General features: G+C 63.7%; 17 protein-coding genes and 2 tRNA genes. 7 read left to right on the top strand and 12 right to left on the bottom strand.

What is annotated here, in order from left to right:
- Nucleotides 1–5: 5 nt before the first annotated feature.
- Genes EP007_RS09150 through EP007_RS09135 form a run of 4 tightly spaced genes read right to left on the bottom strand, consistent with a single transcriptional unit; the run spans nt 6 to nt 6548 of the window.
- Complete coding sequence (locus EP007_RS09150; protein ID WP_128477364.1) at nt 6–2921, bottom strand: DNA-directed RNA polymerase subunit A'; 2916 nt, start codon at nt 2919–2921, stop codon at nt 6–8.
- Between the two features lie 3 nt (nt 2922–2924).
- Nucleotides 2925–4751 (bottom strand): DNA-directed RNA polymerase subunit B, encoded by a 1827-nt coding sequence (gene rpoB / locus EP007_RS09145; protein ID WP_128477363.1) that lies wholly within the window; start codon nt 4749–4751, stop codon nt 2925–2927.
- A 1-nt stretch (nt 4752) separates the two neighbouring features.
- Nucleotides 4753–6318, bottom strand: a complete 1566-nt coding sequence (locus tag EP007_RS09140; protein ID WP_128477362.1) for a DNA-directed RNA polymerase subunit B'' — start codon at nt 6316–6318, stop codon at nt 4753–4755.
- 2 nt (nt 6319–6320) lie between these two features.
- Entirely contained in the window at nt 6321–6548 is a 228-nt protein-coding gene (locus EP007_RS09135; RefSeq protein ID WP_128477361.1) for a DNA-directed RNA polymerase subunit H, read from the bottom strand.
- A 296-nt stretch (nt 6549–6844) separates the two neighbouring features.
- Between EP007_RS09135 and EP007_RS09130 the strand changes: the two genes are divergently transcribed.
- The 4 genes from EP007_RS09130 to EP007_RS09115 all read left to right on the top strand — a co-directional run bounded on the left by EP007_RS09130 (nt 6845) and on the right by EP007_RS09115 (nt 7992).
- Nucleotides 6845–6917: transfer RNA gene (locus EP007_RS09130), tRNA-Asp, on the top strand.
- A gap of 150 nt (nt 6918–7067) precedes the next feature.
- Nucleotides 7068–7487, top strand: a complete 420-nt coding sequence (locus EP007_RS09125) for a group I intron-associated PD-(D/E)XK endonuclease (protein WP_128477360.1) — start codon at nt 7068–7070, stop codon at nt 7485–7487.
- A gap of 132 nt (nt 7488–7619) precedes the next feature.
- A tRNA-Asp gene (locus EP007_RS09120) sits at nt 7620–7692 on the top strand.
- Nucleotides 7693–7812: 120 nt separating this feature from the next.
- Entirely contained in the window at nt 7813–7992 is a 180-nt protein-coding gene (locus tag EP007_RS09115) for a hypothetical protein (RefSeq protein WP_128477359.1), read from the top strand.
- Between the two features lie 6 nt (nt 7993–7998).
- Here EP007_RS09115 and EP007_RS09110 read toward each other — a convergent pair whose 3' ends face one another.
- From EP007_RS09110 to EP007_RS09100, 3 genes are read right to left on the bottom strand one after another with little or no spacing between them, the layout of a single operon-like run.
- Nucleotides 7999–8346, bottom strand: a complete 348-nt coding sequence (locus tag EP007_RS09110; protein ID WP_128477358.1) for a fluoride efflux transporter FluC — start codon at nt 8344–8346, stop codon at nt 7999–8001.
- The gene (locus EP007_RS09105) at nt 8343–8747 is read right to left on the bottom strand and encodes a fluoride efflux transporter FluC (protein WP_128477357.1); all 405 of its coding nucleotides are present in this window, start codon (nt 8745–8747) and stop codon (nt 8343–8345) included. Before EP007_RS09105 ends, EP007_RS09110 begins: the two co-directional genes overlap by 4 nt.
- A gap of 54 nt (nt 8748–8801) precedes the next feature.
- Complete coding sequence (locus EP007_RS09100) at nt 8802–9848, bottom strand: ATP-binding protein (RefSeq protein WP_128477356.1); 1047 nt, start codon at nt 9846–9848, stop codon at nt 8802–8804.
- A gap of 498 nt (nt 9849–10346) precedes the next feature.
- On the opposite strand from EP007_RS09100, the gene EP007_RS09095 reads away from it, so the two are divergent.
- Nucleotides 10347–10646, top strand: a complete 300-nt coding sequence (locus EP007_RS09095) for a cupredoxin domain-containing protein (RefSeq protein WP_128477355.1) — start codon at nt 10347–10349, stop codon at nt 10644–10646.
- Nucleotides 10647–10747: 101 nt separating this feature from the next.
- Here EP007_RS09095 and EP007_RS09090 read toward each other — a convergent pair whose 3' ends face one another.
- Nucleotides 10748–11971 (bottom strand): trypsin-like serine peptidase, encoded by a 1224-nt coding sequence (locus EP007_RS09090; RefSeq protein WP_128477354.1) that lies wholly within the window; start codon nt 11969–11971, stop codon nt 10748–10750.
- Between the two features lie 238 nt (nt 11972–12209).
- On the opposite strand from EP007_RS09090, the gene EP007_RS09085 reads away from it, so the two are divergent.
- Nucleotides 12210–12707 (top strand): DUF7382 domain-containing protein, encoded by a 498-nt coding sequence (locus tag EP007_RS09085; RefSeq protein WP_128477353.1) that lies wholly within the window; start codon nt 12210–12212, stop codon nt 12705–12707.
- Between the two features lie 45 nt (nt 12708–12752).
- Here the strand turns inward: EP007_RS09085 and EP007_RS09080 are convergent, their stop codons facing one another.
- The 4 genes from EP007_RS09080 to EP007_RS09065 are packed head-to-tail and all read right to left on the bottom strand — an operon-like array spanning nt 12753 to nt 15952.
- The gene (locus tag EP007_RS09080) at nt 12753–13517 is read right to left on the bottom strand and encodes a protein-L-isoaspartate O-methyltransferase family protein (protein WP_128477352.1); all 765 of its coding nucleotides are present in this window, start codon (nt 13515–13517) and stop codon (nt 12753–12755) included.
- A gap of 25 nt (nt 13518–13542) precedes the next feature.
- Nucleotides 13543–14559 carry a class I SAM-dependent methyltransferase gene (locus EP007_RS09075; RefSeq protein WP_128477351.1) on the bottom strand — a complete coding sequence of 339 codons (1017 nt, stop codon included), beginning with the start codon at nt 14557–14559 and terminating at the stop codon, nt 13543–13545.
- 25 nt (nt 14560–14584) lie between these two features.
- The gene (locus EP007_RS09070) at nt 14585–15256 is read right to left on the bottom strand and encodes a protein-L-isoaspartate(D-aspartate) O-methyltransferase (protein WP_128477350.1); all 672 of its coding nucleotides are present in this window, start codon (nt 15254–15256) and stop codon (nt 14585–14587) included.
- Between the two features lie 42 nt (nt 15257–15298).
- The gene (locus EP007_RS09065) at nt 15299–15952 is read right to left on the bottom strand and encodes an HVO_0476 family zinc finger protein (RefSeq protein ID WP_128477349.1); all 654 of its coding nucleotides are present in this window, start codon (nt 15950–15952) and stop codon (nt 15299–15301) included.
- A gap of 441 nt (nt 15953–16393) precedes the next feature.
- Between EP007_RS09065 and EP007_RS09060 the strand changes: the two genes are divergently transcribed.
- A complete protein-coding gene (locus EP007_RS09060; RefSeq protein WP_128477348.1) occupies nt 16394–17248 on the top strand; it encodes a hypothetical protein in 855 nt (284 codons plus the stop codon).
- Nucleotides 17249–17367 lie beyond the last annotated feature (119 nt).

Genomic DNA, 17367 nt, shown 5'->3' with positions numbered 1-17367 from the left:
CGGTATCAGTCGTCGCTCTGGGCCTGCCGAGCGTCGACGTGCTCCGAGAGGTTCGTCGGCGGGTTCTTCTCGCCGAGGAACTCCCGTTTGCGCTCGTCGCTTCCGAACTCCTCTTCGATGATGCGGTCGGCGATCTGGTCCACGTCGATTTCGGTGTCCTCGTTCGAGGAGACCTTCACCGGACTGGTACCGTCCTCGCCGAACTCGAACTGGACGATGGTGTCGGAGGTGTCCCGAACGGTCCCGTCGTACTGCGTTTCGAGTTCCGACAGCGCGTTGATGAGCCGTCGCTGGAGGTAGCCGGACTTGGACGTACGGACTGCCGTGTCCACGAGTCCCTCGCGGCCACCCATCGCGTGGAAGAAGAACTCTCGGGGGTCGAGTCCGCCCGTGTAGGAGTGTTCCACGAAGCCGTGGGCCTCCGCCGAGAGGTCGTCGGGCTTGTAGTGGCTCAGCGTGCGGTCCTCGTATCCGCGGTTGATGCGCTCGCCACGAACTGCCTGCTGGCCGACACAGCCAGCCATCTGGGTCAGGTTCAGCATCGACCCACGCGCGCCGGAGTCGGCCATGACCACGGCCGGATTGTCGTCGGCGAAGTGTTCCTCCGCAACGTCACCCGCGGAGTCACGCGCCTTGCCGAGCGTCTGCATGATCTTCATCTCCAGCGTCTCGTCTACGGTCCGGCCGGGCAGGGATTCGAGGTCGCCGTTCTGGTAGGTCTCGATGAGTTCCTCGACCCGGTCGTAGGCGTTGTCGATGGCCTCGTCGATGCGGTTCTGGGCCTCCTCGGGGACCGACTCGTCGTCGATACCGATGGAGAACCCGAAGTGCATTATCGAGCGCATCGCCAGCGCCGCCACCTCGTTGATGAAGACGCGCGAGCGAGTGTTGCCGTAGACCTTCGTAATCGTGTCCACGATTTCGCCGCCGAATCCGCCGACCTCGTCCTCGGCGATGGTCCCTTCCACGAGCTGGCCATCTTCGATGATTACGTCATCGCCGACGGTCCCGGTGAACTCCAGATTCAGGTCGCTCGGGAGCAGTTCCGAGAAGATGTCTCGGCCGGTCCAGTAGGGTTCGCCGTCGTCGTCAGTGCCCGACGGCTCCGGAAGCTCGTCGATTCGGGTCGCCCGGAGGAGGTCGAGCGCTTGGGTCTCGTTGAAGTGGGGGTTCTCGTTGGTCAGCAGATACGTCCCGGAGATGTGGTCCTGAATCGCGCCGATGATGTTCTCGCCGAAGCGCGGCGACAGGATTTGTTCCTGCACGCGCATGAGGACGCGCGCCTCCGCGCGGGCCTCCTCGTTCTGCAGGGCGTGCATGTTCATCTCGTCGCCGTCGAAGTCGGCGTTGTACGGCGGACAGACGACGGTGTTGAGTCGGAACGTCTTGTACGGCATCACGACCACTTCGTGGGCCATGATGGACATCCGGTGGAGCGACGGCTGGCGGTTGAAGATGATGATGTCGCCGTCCACCATGTGACGGTTGACCTCCCATCCGGCCTCGACCTTCGTTGACAGTTCCTCGCAGTTCTTCTCGGTTACCTTCAGACGGCGGCCGTCAGGCCGCTTGACGTAGTTCGCGCCGGGGTGGCCCTCCGGTCCGTTGGCGACGTAGCGGCGGGCCTCCTCCTTGTTGCGCTCGGTGACGTTCATCGTCTGGGTCATCTCGCGGGCCACGCGCTCGGGGACGCCGACCTCGTTGAGCGAGAGGGTCGGGTCCGGCGAGATGACGGTACGCGCCGAGAAGTTGACGCGCTTGCCGGAGAGGCTACCGCGGAAGCGACCTTCCTTGCCCTTCAGGCGCTGGCTCAGCGTCTTGAGCGGTCGGCCCGAGCGGTGGCGGGCGGGCGGCGTCCCCGAAATCTCGTTGTCCATGAACGTCGTGACGTGGTACTGGAGCAGTTCCCAGAGGTCCTCGATAATGAGTTGGGGCGCACCGGCCTCGCGGTTCTCCATGAACCGCTGGTTGATGCGGATGATGTCCACCAGCTTGTGCGTCAGGTCGTCCTCGGAGCGCTGGCCGTTGTCGAGCGTGATAGACGGACGGGCCGTGACCGGCGGCACCGGCAGGACCGTCAGAATCATCCACTCCGGTCGGGACTTCTCTGGGCTGATTCCCAGCACTTCCACGTCCTGATCCGGGATGTCCTCGAACCAGTCCCGGATGTCGCTGGGCATCAGTTTGTTCATGTCTTCCTCGGTCAGATCGAGGTCCAGCGCCTTCTCGATGGCCTTCCGGTCGTCCTCGCGCGGGCGGAACTCGCCCGACATGATGTCGTTGATGCGCGAGAGGTCGATGTCCGTTCGGTCGGCGAGTTCCTGTGGCGCGACCGGGTCGCGGTCCTCTTCCTCGTTGCCCTGCATCGCGGCGGCGATTTCCTCGGAATACTCGCTGGTGAGAACCTGTTGGACCTCGTAGTAGGTCGTCGGCTTCTCGTGGTTGATGTCGTACTGGACCTCGCCGCAGTAGGGACAGCGGTCCTTCTTGCGGGCTTCCCGGATGGCCGACTTGGTCACGTCGGTGAGGTCGTTGCTCAGCTCTCGGGTTCGCTCCAGTTTGCTCACGTACTTTTCCTTCTCGTCGTCGGTGAGCAGGAGTTTCGAGCAGTTCCGACAGGTGCCCCGAAGGAGTCGGCGGATGAGCTTCGTGAACCCGACGTGGATGACCGGCGCGGCGAGTTCGATGTGGCCGAAGTGACCGTTACACGAACCCGAGTGCTTGCCGCAGGTCTTGCACTCCAGACCGGGGTCGATGACGCCCAGCCGGGGGTCCATCAGCCCCATGTCGATGGGGAAGCCGTCGTCGTCGTAGGTGTCGGCGGTGATTATCTTCGTCGCCGACATTTCTCGGTACTCCTCCGGGTCCATCAGCCCGAAGCTGATTTCGCCGATCTCCATTGGTGATTGTCCTGTTGACATGGTTTAGACTGCGTCCTCCAGTTCGAGTCGCGGTGCGATGCCGAGCGCCTTCATCTCGTCCAGCAGGAGCTTGAACGCGTAGGACATCTCGATTTCGTGGATGTCGGTCTCCTCGTCACAGTTCGGACAGTAGACGCGGTTCTGCTCGACGTTCTCGACCGCGCTCATGCCACAGTTGGCACAGACGTATATCCACTCACGGTCCGATTCGTCGAGCAGTCGCTCCTTCAGGGTGAGGGCGGCACCGTGCCCGATGAGAACGTCGCGCTCCATCTCCCCGACACGAAGGCCACCCTCGCGGGCACGACCCTCGGTTGGCTGGCGCGTCAGCACCTGCACCGGACCGCGCGAGCGGGCGTGGAGCTTGTTCGACACCATGTGGTAGAGCTTCTGGTAGAAAATGGTGCCAATGAATATCTCGGCCTCGATTTTCTCTCCGGTGACGCCGGAGTACATGATCTCCTTGCCGGAGGACTTGAAGCCCTGCTCTTCGAGTCCACCGCGGAGTTCGTCCTCGTCCTCGCCCGTGAACGGCGTCCCGTCCACGCGGCGACCTTCGAGGGCACCGACCTTCCCGCCGATCATCTCCAGCACGTGGCCGACCGTCATCCGGGACGGCAGGGCGTGGGGGTTGATGATGAGGTCGGGCACGACGCCCTGTTCAGTGAACGGCATGTCCTCTTGGGGCGCGATGTGGCCGACGACACCCTTCTGGCCGTGCCGAGACGCGAACTTGTCGCCGAGTTCCGGGATGCGCTCGTCACGCACCGAGACCTTCGAGAGCTTCGAGCCGTCCTCGCCCTCCATCAGGGTCACGGTGTCCACGATGCCGGATTCGCCCGAGCGCATCGTGACCGACGTTTCGCGGCGCTTCTGGGGCGACAGTCCGCCCATGTCGTCCGGTTCTTCGAGGAACCGCGGCGGACTCGTCTTGCCGAGCAGGACGCTGCTCTCGTCCACTCGGGTCTCGGGGTTGACGAGACCGTCGTCGTCCAGGTGCGTGTACGCGTCTTCGCCGCGCGCACCGCGCACGTCGTCGCTCGGAATCTCGAAGCGGTCCTCCTGTCCGCCGGGGTAGCGCCGTTCCTCGCCCTCGTAGGTCCGGAAGAAGTGCGAGCGAGCGAGCGCGCGGTCAACCGACCCCGCGTTGAGAACGAGCGCGTCCTCGATGTTGAACCCCTCGTAGGACATGACCGCGACCGTGAAGTTCTGGGCGGCCGGACGGTCGTCGTAGCCGATCTGCTCGGTGGTCTGGGTCTTGACCATCGAGAGCTGCGGGTAATGTAGGAGGTGCTGGCGCGTGTCGGGCCGGATGCGGTAGTTAGCCGCCGGAAGCCCGAGCGACTGCTTGATCATCCCCGACCCCATCGTAATCCGGGGCGAGGCGTTGTGTTCGGGGTAGGGCACCATGCCCGCACCGATACCGAAGATGAGTTGCGGGTCCACTTCGAGGTGGGTGTGGTCCTCGCTGAGGTCGTCTTCGTCCACCGCGACGTAGATGTCCTCTTCCTCCTCGGCGTCGATGAACTCGACCTTACCGCGTTCGACGAGGTCGTCGAAGTCCAAGTCGCCGTTCTTGAGCGCCTCGACTTCCTCCTCGGTGGCGAGGGGTTTGCCGTCCTCGACCACCAGCAGGGGTCGTCGGGCGCGCCCGGCGTCCGCGTTGATGATGACCTCGCGGGTCCGTTCTTTGACCGAGACGTTGACCATCTCGCTCACGTCGCCGCGACGGCGAGCGTGCCGGACCTGTTCTGCGAGCTGTTCCGGGTCGGGATGGGTCCCGACCAGACTACCGTTCACGTATACTTTCGCTTCTCGTCCCTGACTCATGTTAGTCGTCTGCGCTTGCAGTTGGTTCGACGCCTTCGATACCGGGGATGCCTTCGACACCCATCGACGTCAGTTCTCGTTTCAGCCCCTGTTCGTCCTCGATGTTCTGGGAAAGCTCCATCGCCTGCGCGAAGTTCTTCACCAGCCCACAGTTCGGTCCCTCCGGCGTCTCGGAGGGACAGATGCGACCCCACTGGGTCGCGTGGAGGTCCCGCGCCTCGAAGTGCGGTTGGCTCCGCGAGAGCGGCGAGCGAAGCCGTCGGAGGTGCGAGAGGACCCCCATGAAGTCGGTTCGGTCAACCAACTGGGAGACGCCCGAGCGGCCGCCGACCCAGTTCCCCGTCGCAATCGGGTGTTCGAGGCGCTCGGTCAGCACGTCCGAGCGGACCACGGTGTTGACCGATAGCTGGCGGTTGCGCATGTTCGCGCGCTCCAACTGGTACTTCACGTCCCGAGCCAGCTTGTTCAGCGCGGTCCGGAACAGGTCTTTCATCAGGTCGCCCGAGACCTTGAGACGCTTGTTCGCGTAGTGGTCCTTGTCGTCGGGTTCGCGGCGCTGAAGCGCAAGTTCGAAGCACGCCTCGGCCATCCGGCAGAGGTAGTACGCCTTGTTGATGCGCACGTCCTCTTCCTCGACGCCCTCCTCGTGAAGGTGGGGCAGGAGGTAGCGGTCGATGACGTAGTTGGCACGCTTGAGCTGGTAGTTCTTGCCCTGTCCGGAGGCGACGCGCTTGCCCAGCGACTCGATGGCTTCCTCTTCGGTCTGGACCTCGGCTTCTTCGAGGTTCTCCAGCATGAACTTCACGACCTCGGGGTCGTCAGAAACCCGGTGGACGATCTCCTCGTCGGATTCGAGACCGAGCGCCCGGACCAGCGTCACGAAGTTGACGCTCCCCGAAACCGAGGGGAACGACACTTCGAGCAGGCCGTCGCGGGTCCGCTCGACCAGCACCAGCGCGCGGTAGCCCCGGCGCTGGCTGAACGTCTTGGCGACCTGAATCTCGTCGCCGTACTTGGTGTCGTACTCCGCGAGAATCTTGTTCGGCGCGAGGTCTTCGCTCGTCATCAGGACTCGCTCGGAGCCGTTGACGATGAAGTAGCCGCCGGGGTCGGCGGGGTCCTCGCCGATTTCGATGAGTTCGTCGTCCGAGAAGCCCGCAATGTTACACTTCTCGGAGCCGACCATAATGGGCATCCGGCCCACCTTGGTCTCCGTCGAATCCACGACGCGCTCGTCCTCGCCCTCGCCCTTAACGATGGACATTTCCATGAAGACGGGCGCGGCGTAGGTGATGTTTCGGAGGCGGGCCTCTTGGGGGTAGAGGAGTTCTTCGCTCCCGTCCGCCTCACGCACGCGCGGCGTGACGATACGAACGTCACCCAGCTCGACGTGGACCGGTTCCTCATCTTCCTTGTCGCCGATGTCGGTATCGACGGTGCCCTTCTCGTCGACGACCTGTTGCATGCCGCGGTTCAGGAAGCTGTTGAACGAGCGATAGTGGTGTTCTGCGAGTCGTTCCTTCGAGAAGTACTCTCGGGAAATCTCGCGTCGGTCTTCTCTGTTCATTATTAATCTACGACGAGTCGGTATGTGGTCGCGGTGTCTGTCGTTCGGGAATCTCGCACGATCTTGATTACGTCACCGACCTCCGCGTCGTCGGGAATCGCGGGGTCGGTGCGCTTTATTTTCGGTAAGTCGGTCGGTTTGATGTCGTACTCCTCCAGCACACCGTCTAACTCCTCGTCATCAACGATGCTGTGGTCCGGAACCATGTCGTGTTGGCTTACGTCTACCATGTGTGGCGATGGGTTGTCTGCGCAGAGGGAGAAATGGCTATCACGAGATACTACAGGGCATTACACAGGGAGTCCATTTAACACTTGCTAAGTAGTTTTGCACCGCTAGCTGTTCGACCCACCCCGTGAAAGTGGAATGCCTACACTTAGCGCACACTGCGCCGGGATATAAATCGTTTGCGGCGACGACGACCTCGTACGTGGGCGATATCAAACGCATCGAGAACGAGTGACGTGACGGCTCCGTTTGAGAAGTCTTAAGTCTAACCGGGGACTACGAAGGAATGCACTCGGAAGCCCGGGTGGTGTAGTGGCCCATCATACAACCCTGTCACGGTTGTGACGCGGGTTCAAATCCCGCCTCGGGCGCTTTCTGCTGTAAACTATTCTCGTAGCCTGTGGCTTGCTCACTGTAGTTCTGTTAACAAAGTAGCCCGACTACGAGTGGGAACACAGCGTCACGTCTTGAGCCAAAATAGTCAATCTTACGGGACGAGACAATTAGTATCAACTACGAGTATGACGACGGAGAATACGAAGGATCGAGGCGACGAGTCAGAAGCGAAAATCATCCATGAGCTACTTTCGAATGGGTGTAGCGTTTCGATACCCTTTGGAGACAACGACAAGTACGACCTCATCGTAGACGACGGCGAAGACCTCTACCGAATTCAATGCAAGACCGCTTGGAAGAACAAGCAAAACACGATTCGTTTCAACACGCACTCGCAGACGACCCAAGAGGGAGAGTATCACGAAAAGACGTATTACGGTGAAGTAGATGCGTTCATCGTACGCTATCCAGAAGACGAGACGCTGTATTGGATAGACATAGACGAGGCGACCAAACAGAAGATGGAGCTTCGATTCGATGCGGAGATAGAACATCCATCGATTAATTGGGCAACGGAGTACGAGTTCGATGGGAGGGTTCCGTAGCTACTTGTCCTCGGGAAGCTTCGAGACTATGCAAGATACCGCGATATTCCGATTCGTGATAACACGAATCAATACCGGAGAAAATCGGTAGGTCTTAATAGAGTGGTCCAAAAGGATAGGATGCACTCGGAAGCCCGGGTGGTGTAGTGGCCCATCATACAACCCTGTCACGGTTGTGACGCGGGTTCAAATCCCGCCTCGGGCGCTTTCTGCTGACCGCTAACTCGCAAGGGATACCTCTGCGAAGCGATTGCTCCGACGACCACCGACCGATACTCGACAGGCCGCCCAAACGGATAACTCCGAAGGTGTCGTCACTTCACCAGTGTCCGAAGACGACGGGCAGGCCGACGACAGCGACGAATTCCTTCACGAAGATCTGATACCGGCGCTCGTCGTCCTCGGAGTTCTCCTCGTTTTTGTCCCCGACCCCGTCACTACGGCGCTCGGTCTCGTCCTCGTGGCCCTCGGCGTCGGACTGTGGGCATGGGACCTCGTGAGGTAGTTCAACTCACACCACCGACGCCAGCCAGCCGCCGAGTCCGACCGCGAGGAGCGCGCCGACCAGATTCACCGTCGCGTTCGCCATCGCCTCGCGTCGCTCCCCCCGCTCGTACAGTTCGACGGTCTCGACCGCGAAACTCGAAAACGTGGTGAACGCGCCGCAAAAGCCCGTGCCGAAAACCGTCAGGAGCGTCGCGTCGGCGGCGAGACCGGCGGTCAGCGCGCCCAGCGCGAAGCTCCCGAGGACGTTCACCGCGAACGTATCCCGGCGGCCGTCCGCGACGACCGACCCGACCGTGAATCGAGCGAGCGCACCGAGGACGCCGCCACCGCCGACCAGCAGGAAGGCGTTCATCCGGCCACCTCCGGCGCGGCGAGCGAGCGAACGGCGGTCCGGCCAGCCACCACCGCGAGGAAACCGAACGCGTAGTTCGCGGCGACGTTGACAACCGCAAGTTTCGGCGACAGCGAAGCGGTCTGGAGCGCGAAGGTGCTGTAGGTCGTGAACGACGAGAGGAAGCCGGTGCCGACGAGAAGGCGCGTTTCCCGACCGAGTCGGCCTGACACCGTCGCCTCGAAGAGCAGGGCGCCGAGCGCGAAACTCCCTGCGACGTTGACCGCGAGCGTGCCCCACGGAACGCCGTCGGGGAGCGCGAGGGCGACGGCGTGGCGGAGGACCGCCCCCGCGAATCCGCCAACCGCGACCAGCAGGAGCGGTTTCAGTCGTTCGAGCGCGTTGGCGTCCGACTCCGACATTCGATTCTCGTCCGAGACGAGCGCGCCGACCGGGATACTGTTTTCGGAGCGTTCTCACAGTTCGCTCGCGCTCGGACTCCCGCCGCCGTGTCCCGTTTCTCGCTCCCGGATTCGGACGGCGTGGACGCTCTCGGTAGCGTCGTCAACGAGCAGGACTTCCCCGGTATCGGTGGGCAGGCGCTCTTCGAGCGACCCGAGGTAGGTCGGGCGGGCCTCGGCCAGCGCGTCGAGGTCGGCCCGCGAGGTGAGTCGGTGGGCCAGCAGGAGGTCAGCCTGCGAGACGGCGACCGCGGGAAGCGCGCTGGGTCGCTGGGTCGCCGCGACGAGACTCAGGCCGGGTTGGCGGCCCCTAGTCAGGGCGGCCCGGAGCGCGGGGTCGGCGACGCCCTCGAAGAAGGCGTGGGCTTCGTCGATAAGCAACCACGGTAATCTGGTCGGCCGACCGCCGACACAGCGGTCGTAGAGACCGCCCGCGACCGCGCGCAGGACCGCGTTCGCGGGCGCGGCGTCGAGTCCCGCGAGGTCAAGCACGACTCCCGCTGGAGCGTCGAGGAGGTCGCTCGCGGTCAGACCGTCGGGGTCGAAGACGCCCCACGACTCGGCAAGCGCGAGGTGGTTGTCCGCCGCCCGGCGCGTCGCGCGCTCGGCCTTCGTGTCGGCGTCGGCGACGAACGTGCGCATTCCGGCGAGCGACGAGCGCGCCGTGGCGGCCTGCCAGACCAGCGCGCCCGCCGAGGACGACGGGGCGAGTCCGAGCAGGTCGCACCACGCCCGCGGCGCGAGCGCGTCGGCAGCCACGGCGGGGTCGGCGACGATGTCGGTGCCGAGCGCCGCGAGCGACCCGAAGATGCCCATCGGGTCGGCGACGACCGGTGCGACTCCCTCCGCGCAAGCAAGTTCTTCGGCGAGGACGCCGAGCGTGTAGGACTTGCCGTAGCCGCGCTTGCCGACGACGAGTCCGGCGTGAGGGCCGTCGAGGTCGATTCGGACCGCCGCGCCGGGGCTTCCGTCGCGGGCGCGGTAGGTCCCGAGTCGGCCTGTCGAGGCGTTTTCGGGAGGTTCTTCGTCGGGAGGGTCGCGGCGGCCGAGGACGTGCGTCATGAGGTCGGTTGGTCACGGGTTGGTACTTGAACGTTCGGTCATTTATCGCAGCTAGCAGCTTTCGCGGATTCGTGGACGAGCAACCCTCCGGACGAACGCCCAGACGTGCACTCCTCGGTCTCACGGGGACAGCGGCGCTCGGACTTGCTAGATTTTCGAAATCCGAAACCGACGAAATAACGGCGGAATCGAGTGATTCTAGCGAAAACCGAACGACTGCCGATACCGAAGGATCTGCTGACACGACTGCTAACTTGGTATCTCTAACTGACATGGGATAGGTCGGCAACCCTACTGAGGTCCTGCAGAAAGATTTTATGGTTCGCTTTTCAACAGGATTGTATGGAACGCAGGCAATTTTTATTGTGTTCCGGGGCAGTCGCCACGACTTTTGGCGGGTGTCTCAGTTGGGAGCAAGGAAACGGCCCGGACACGACGACGGACCGAACGACTACGCACATCGAACAAGGAGATAACGACGGAGGACAGACCGAGACTATGCAACCGGGCGACCAACATCTCGTGTTTGTGAATAGGGACGACGAACAACATAGCGTTCAGGTTACTGTCAATGCAGACGACGTCGTCTTCGAACGCACCGTAGACCTAGCCGCCGACGAACGCCGACAGTTCACGCTGGAGATCGACAAACCGGGAACCTACACGGTCTCGGTAAGCGTCGATGAGAACTCGACGGAGACATCGTCGATAAACTTCGACGACTACGACGTTCAGGAGGGAATCGATGTCTTCGTCGAAATCAGCGACGGTCGTCCGGACATCTACTGGCAGGAATGACTGTCGTCGAGTTCGGAGTCGAAAAGCAGTTTTCGGCCGCGGAATAACCGTTCATGACGGCGACACCCGGTGTCTGGATGTCGGTTTGACCGACAGGATCTCTAATTCCAAGTATTCGAGTACTGAAGGTTCAACTGGTCCTCGACGTAGTACATCGTGTTTCCTTGACCGCCCTTCGTGCCGTCGAAGCAGTCGGCCCAAGCGTGGATGCCGATTATATAGGCATCGCCGTCCTTGAAGTCCCAGACCGGCGCACCGGAGTCGCCGCCGTCGGTGCTAATTTTGTATCCGACGCGGGGGTCCGAGCGAGTCGAATCGTGCCACATGATTTCACCGCCGTTGCGTCCCGTCCGACGGCCCTGAACCCAGATGTACTCGTCGCTTGCAACCATGTCTTCGATTCTGTCCTGAGCGACCATGCCAGCAACGCCGTAGTCCATGTCAGTACCTGCGTCGTTGCAGATACCCATCGTCACGTATCCGTCCGTCCTGATAGCGGCGGCGTCACCGTCGCTCCCGCTAATATAGTCGTAGCGGCTTCCCAGGTAGTTGTCGTCGCCGGTCGGCTGGTGAACCGGGTTCTCGTAGTCGGCATCGACGCAGTGGTAGGCCGTCGTCATCACGTACTCCTCGATGTCGGTGGACCACGCGGGCGGACCCAGCGTGACGTTGCATCCACTTTCGTTGTGTCCACCGAACTCACAACCGCCACCAACTGGCCGGTACTTCCGGTCGAAGTAACAGTCGGACGGTGCCGGTTCATCACAGGACCGCTCCTCGATGTCGGTTTTCTCTCGGACTGTTACCGGGATGTCCTCTATCGTGTCAGTCTTGTCGGCGAACGTCACCTGTGCCGAGGTCCGGGCGGGAACCGAGTCCTTGACCTGCTCGATATCTACGCCCGGCTCACGAGCGACGGTTTGCTGACCATCGACATCACGGATGAGTCGCTCGTACTGGATCTCGACGGCTACCCCGTCGTCGTGCTTGCGAATCGCCGTGTTGACGCTGGAGTCGTCGAAGCGCGAGGACAGCTGTCGCGCCGCCTGTTTCGCCCCCTCGACCTGTCGCCACTGGTCACGCGGGATAGTATAGTACGTCGGTTCGGGTTCGGGCGGCTCCGCCCCCTTGATTACGGCGTCTTTGTTCTGGAACTCGTACCACCCTAATCGTGGCACTTCAGAGGTCGGGTCGTCGGTTAACTGCGAAAGCTTCTCAGGGGAGAGTGCGGCGGCGGCCCCGGACGAGACGCCGAGGGCAGTGAGACTCTCCATGAATCGTCGTCGGCCCATCTTCCGAAGGTCGTCGGTCTTGTAACTCGACATGCATGTACTATTTTATTGCATGAAATAATAAGTTTTTTCAATTAATTCTATAAATAATATTATGTTATTGCTTCTTTGAATTATTTTTTATCGGATACTATTCGGTATTTGTTAATTAGATGGGTTTCCTAGTGCAAAGGGAGTCGCCGAACCACCCGAAATCGCCGTATCACGTGGCACATAGATTAGTTCGGTCTCCCCCGAAGGTTTAAATCCGGGAACGGGCCGAACCCGGCCCATGCCAACGCTACTCGGCTACTACGGCTACTTCGCGGACGCCACGCCCGACTCCCTCGACCGATTCCGCGACGACGACCGGGCCATCGAGGGCCTGCCCATCCGCCTCGTCATCGCGCTCGTGGTCGGGGTCGCCAGCCTCGGCGTGATGATGAACATGCTCTCGGGTCTCGGCGGTCTGACCGTCACGGAACTCGACGCCAAGCCCGCGCCAGACGTAATCGGTCCCGAAGAGAAGAACGTCGAGGTCACCGTGGTCACCCCCGAAGGAAACGCTGTCAGCGACGCGACGGTCGTCGTGTCGGGCGGCACGGCCTCTCTCGACGGAGTTGCGACGGCGACAACCGGAGAGAACGGCGTGGCGACGCTCTCGGTGGACCCCCGGCTCGGCCCGAACCAGCAGGAGGGCACGCTCGACGTGCGAATCAAGCCGCCCGCGGGAGGCGACTACGCCGACGAGCGCGAAAACACCGCGATACTGGTGCTGGCCGACGACTGAGGCGACTGCGACCCCTCCCGAGAGGGGAGCGGAAGCCGTAAAAAACTACTCCGGTCGCCCGCCGTCGCCGTCCCAGTCTATCCACTCGTGTTCCCAGCCGGTCCGGCGTTCGTGGGCGCGTTCAGCGCGCTCGCGGTCCTCGCGGACGGTCCGGTTGCGCTCGATGGACCCGGCTTGTTCGCCCTCCACGAGCAGAGGTTGAAACGCCACCGTGCCGAGCGGCTCGGTCTCAGGGTCCGGAGAGACCTCGTCACGAACGACAGTCAGGGACTGCTCGCCGATGCCGACCGGGATAACGAGTCGCCCGCCGGGCGCGAGTTGTCGCACCAGCGGCCGCGGCGGGTCGGCCGCGGCGGCCTCCACGAGGATGCAGTCGAAGGGTGCGTACTCCGGGAGTCCGTCCGCGCCGTTCCGGCAGTCCACGAAGACCCCCTCGTAGCCCGCCGACGCGAGGTTGCTTCTCGCGTCCAGTACCACGTTGCGGGTGATGTCTACCGCGTGAACGTTGCGCTCGCCGACGATTTCCGCGAGGACCGCCGGGGTGTAGCCCACGCCCGCGCCGACGACGAGGACCGAATCGTCCTCGTCTACGTCGAGCGCTTCCAGCAGCCGGGCCGCGGTACTCGGCGCGAGGACGCGCGTGCCGCGGTGTTCGAACGACCGGTCGGCGTAGGCTAGTCGGTCGTCCTCGACGAACTCGTGGCGGGGGACCGTCCGCATGGCGGCGCTGAGGCTCTCGCTGGAGACGACTCCCTTCGAGTCGTGTTCGAGGCTATCGACCATGTCGTCTCGCAGCACCGCGAGTTCCATACGCCCCATCGGTGACGAGAGAACTTCAATCGCCCGGCCGCCGTCCGGCGATGACCTGCCTGTCGAGACCCGGTACGTCGCGGACTTCCACATCCTCGAAACCGGCGTCTCGAAGCCACGCTCGGAACTGGTCTTCGGTGTAGGTGTCGCCCGCCGCGGTCTGAGCGAGCATGTGCGCGCCGAAGAGGGCCGCGTCGTCTGCCCGGCCTCGAACCCTGTCGGTCAGGACGACCGCGCCGTCCGGTTCGAGGGCGTCGTAGGCGTTGGCCAGAAACTGCCGGTTCTCGTCGGGACTCAGGCCGTGGGCGACGCGCGAGCAGAACACGAGGTCGAACTCGTCGTCCGGGAGGTCCTCGGTAACGTCGCCCGCGACCAACTCGATGGGTTCGTGTTCGAGGAATCGCCGGTCGATGTCGATGACCTCGGGTCGGTCTATCAGCGTCACGTCGAACCCTCGACGGACGAACTCCTTGGCGAAGACGCCCGGCCCGCCCCCGGCGTCCAGCACGCGCTCGGCATCGGGATTTCGGTGGACTGCGGCGGTGACGCTCGCTCGGACCGCGGCGTCGTCCACGTTGGCCATCGCGCCGACGAAGTTGGGCGTCCAGTCCTCCGAGGCCGTCTCCGGAGCGGACGGTTCGCCGGTCTCCATCGTCTCGGGAAGCCGAATCCAGCGGTCCACGCAGTCGAGCGCGTGGGGAACCGACCCGATGGAGCGCACGTCCGCCTTGGCGACGAAGCCGAGCGCACGATTCGTGATTTCGTACCGGACGTGGTTTCGGTCGTCGTCGCTCGCGTCCGGGCCGTCGGCGACGCTTCCGGCGTCGCCGACGGCGTCCGGGCCGTCGGCGACGCTTCCGGCGTCGCCGACGGCCTCTAGATACCCCAGTTCGGCCATCGCTTCGATGACGATGCGGGCGGCGCGCTCGGTGACGCCGGTCGCGTCGGCGACTGCCGCGGGCGTCTCGGCGTCGGTCGTGACGGCTTCCAGAACACCCGTCTCGCGGGCGGCCCACAGAAGCAGGGCTTCGCGGTAGTCCATGCGAAAACGCTGTGGCGGCGTCGGCTTAGTTTTCCTGCATCGGCACGAATCGGACCCGGCCGTGGGTATCGCGGTCGAGCGTCCCGTCGGCGCGTCGGCGCGCGAAGACGAGTCGTTGGCCACCTGCGGGACCGGTCGAAGATTCGAGCGGGCCGAGCAGTCGGCCCTCCGGACGGACCTGTTCGACCACCGCGGTCGGGAACTCCGGCGCGGCGCAGGTCAGGTACGCAGCGTCGTAGGGCGCGTGGGCGGGCCATCCCTCGTGACCGTCGCCGACGCGGATAGCGATGTCACCGTAGCCCAATCGGTCGAGTCGGTCGCGGGTCTCGGTCGCCAGCGACTCGTGGTACTCGACGCTGTGGACGTTCTCCGGGCCGACGATTTCGGCGGTGATCGCGGCATGATAGCCGCACCCGGTGCCAATTTCGAGGACCGACTCGCCCGCGTCGAGGTCGAGCAGGTCCACCATTGCCGCGACCATGTGGGGCGCGCTGATGGTCTGGTCGTTCCCGATGGGAAGCGGTCGGTCCTCGTAGGCGTGGTCCCGTCGAGCGGACGGCACGAACTCGTGGCGCGGGACAGCGCCCATTGCGGCGAGCGTCGAGTCGGCGAACTCATCGCGCGCGGCGAGTTGCTTGACCATGCGCTCGCGGGCCTGTTCGTAGTCAGAATCCTCGGAGTTTTCTCCCCCAAACATGGTTCCCCCCTAAACGCGATTCTCAGTTCGGTCGGTCCGGTCTTACCACGCGGACCACGCCGACGAGGTTTTGTCGTCGCCGTAGACGCGCTTGATGTCCTTGGCCACCGCGGTGTCGCCCGCCTCGCCAAGCGGGTTGAAGTCGTAGCCCGTGGCGTCGTCGCGGACCGCGATGGACTTGACCTCGAACTCCTCGTCGCCGAACTCCTCGACCTCGCCCACCGTGAACTCGTGGTCGCCCGGTACGTCGATTTTGAGGCCGCGAGAGTCGTCGCGCCGCCCGTCGTTGGGGTTGATGGTGACGTTGACCCGGACGTTGTCCACGGCGCGGGTCCAGAACGTCTCCACGTCCTCGACTTTGGCCTCGTCGGTGCGCTTCTCGTCGCCCAACTGGAGGTCGGTGATGCGCACGACCATGATGGCTTCGGGCGTTTCGAGGACGAACTCCTCGCCGACCGCGACGGACTCCTCGGGCGGCGCGTCCACGGTCGCCGTGAACGATTCGCCGTCTTGGGAGACCACAACGTCGCGCTCGACTTCCTCCTCGGTCTCGATGGTCGTCTTGTGGACGTGACTGCACTCCGTACAGCGCACGGTGAACTGCCCGCTCCCGTCCTTGAGCACCTCGTGGACTGTCTCCACGTCGGGCGAACAGGATGGGCACGTCACCGGGACGCGCTCCGCAGTTTCGCTCATACTGTGGAACGCTACGTCGTCCGCGCGTAAAAGCGCGTGGAGTTTGACGGCGGCGCGGTTCGGAGTCGCAAGCGTGGAGGAAATCGGGGCATTTCGAGCGCAGGGCTAATTTTCCATCTCGGCGCGTGTGGGCGTCTGCGCGAACGGACGTGAGCGCATGGCTCGTCGGACGCGGTTTGTCCGACGGCGCGGCCTCGCGGTGTGAGGCCGCGCCCATCCGCGCGAGGGCTGAGTAGCACAGGTCGGAGCGAAGCGGAGACCGAGCAACGCAGGCGGTTGGGGAGGGGTGAGGCTGATGCGGTGCTGTGGCGGTGCCGTGCGGTCTGAGTGGCTCAAGCCTGAAGCGAGCTTCTTTCAGTTTTGCGTTACTACTCCCGAGAGACTCCTCGAAACACATCGAGGCGGACTCTTTTGAGGGTAGCCGTCGAAGCGGACATAGCCATGTCCGACGCGCGCGTCGCTCCGGAGTCGGCGACATCGTTCGGCTACCCTCGGTCGGCAGTCGCGGTCGACCTCGCGGCCATCGCGGTGGCCGCGCTCGTCCTCGTCGGCGTCGAGTTCTTGCTTCCCGCGGCGGTCCACGCGCAACTCGCGTTCGACCACGCCGCGCTCGACCCCGCCAGTCTGCTGACCGCTGCCTACGTCCACGCCAACCTCGGGCACCTGCTGAGCAACCTCGGCGGGTACGTCTCGCTGGCGGTCGTCACCTACCTCGTCTGCCTGCACGCCGACCGTCGGGCGTGGTTCCGCCGGACGCTCCCAGTCTTCCTGCTCGTCCTGCCCGTCACGGTCAACCTCACCAGCTACGTCGTCCTCGAAACGCGGTTCTCCGGCGCGTCGCCCGTCTCGCGTGGGTTCTCCGGCGTCGTCGCGGGCTTCGGCGGCTTCCTGCTGGTCGCGGTGGCGGTCCACCTCCGGCGCTCGTACTCCCGCGAGACCGTCTTTTTCGTCGGCCAGTTCGCGGTCCTGCTCTTGCTCGGGGAACTGCTGTGGATTTACGCCGACGGCGTCGGTCTCTTCGAAGGCGGGGCGATCGGGACCGGCCTCGCGCTGGCCGTCTCGGGAATCGTCTCGCGGGCGCGCGGGCGGACCTTCGGCGACGCCTACTACCAGCAGGTCGGCTTCGACCTGCTGTACGTCGCGCTGGTGTTCGCACTGCTCGTCTGGTTGGTGTACGGTCTCTTCCCGGCCGACCCCGCCGCCGACGGCACGTTCACCAACATCTTCGCCCACGGCGCGGGATTCGTCGAGGGCGGGCTGTTGGCGGCGCTAACGCTGATTACGGTCCCGCGGTGAGGCGTCGGATTTCCGCCGTAGCCTCTCGGACTCGGGCGAAGTCGTGCGAGGCGTTCCCGAAGGTTTCGGCCCCGAGCGACGCCGAACCGCCCTATCGCGCATCGAAGGGTTTATCCGCC

The organism is Halorussus pelagicus (assembly GCF_004087835.1).
Taxonomy (GTDB): domain Archaea; phylum Halobacteriota; class Halobacteria; order Halobacteriales; family Haladaptataceae; genus Halorussus; species Halorussus pelagicus.
Note: the sequence above shows the minus strand (reverse complement) of the source record. Positions and strands in the feature narration are given on the sequence as shown.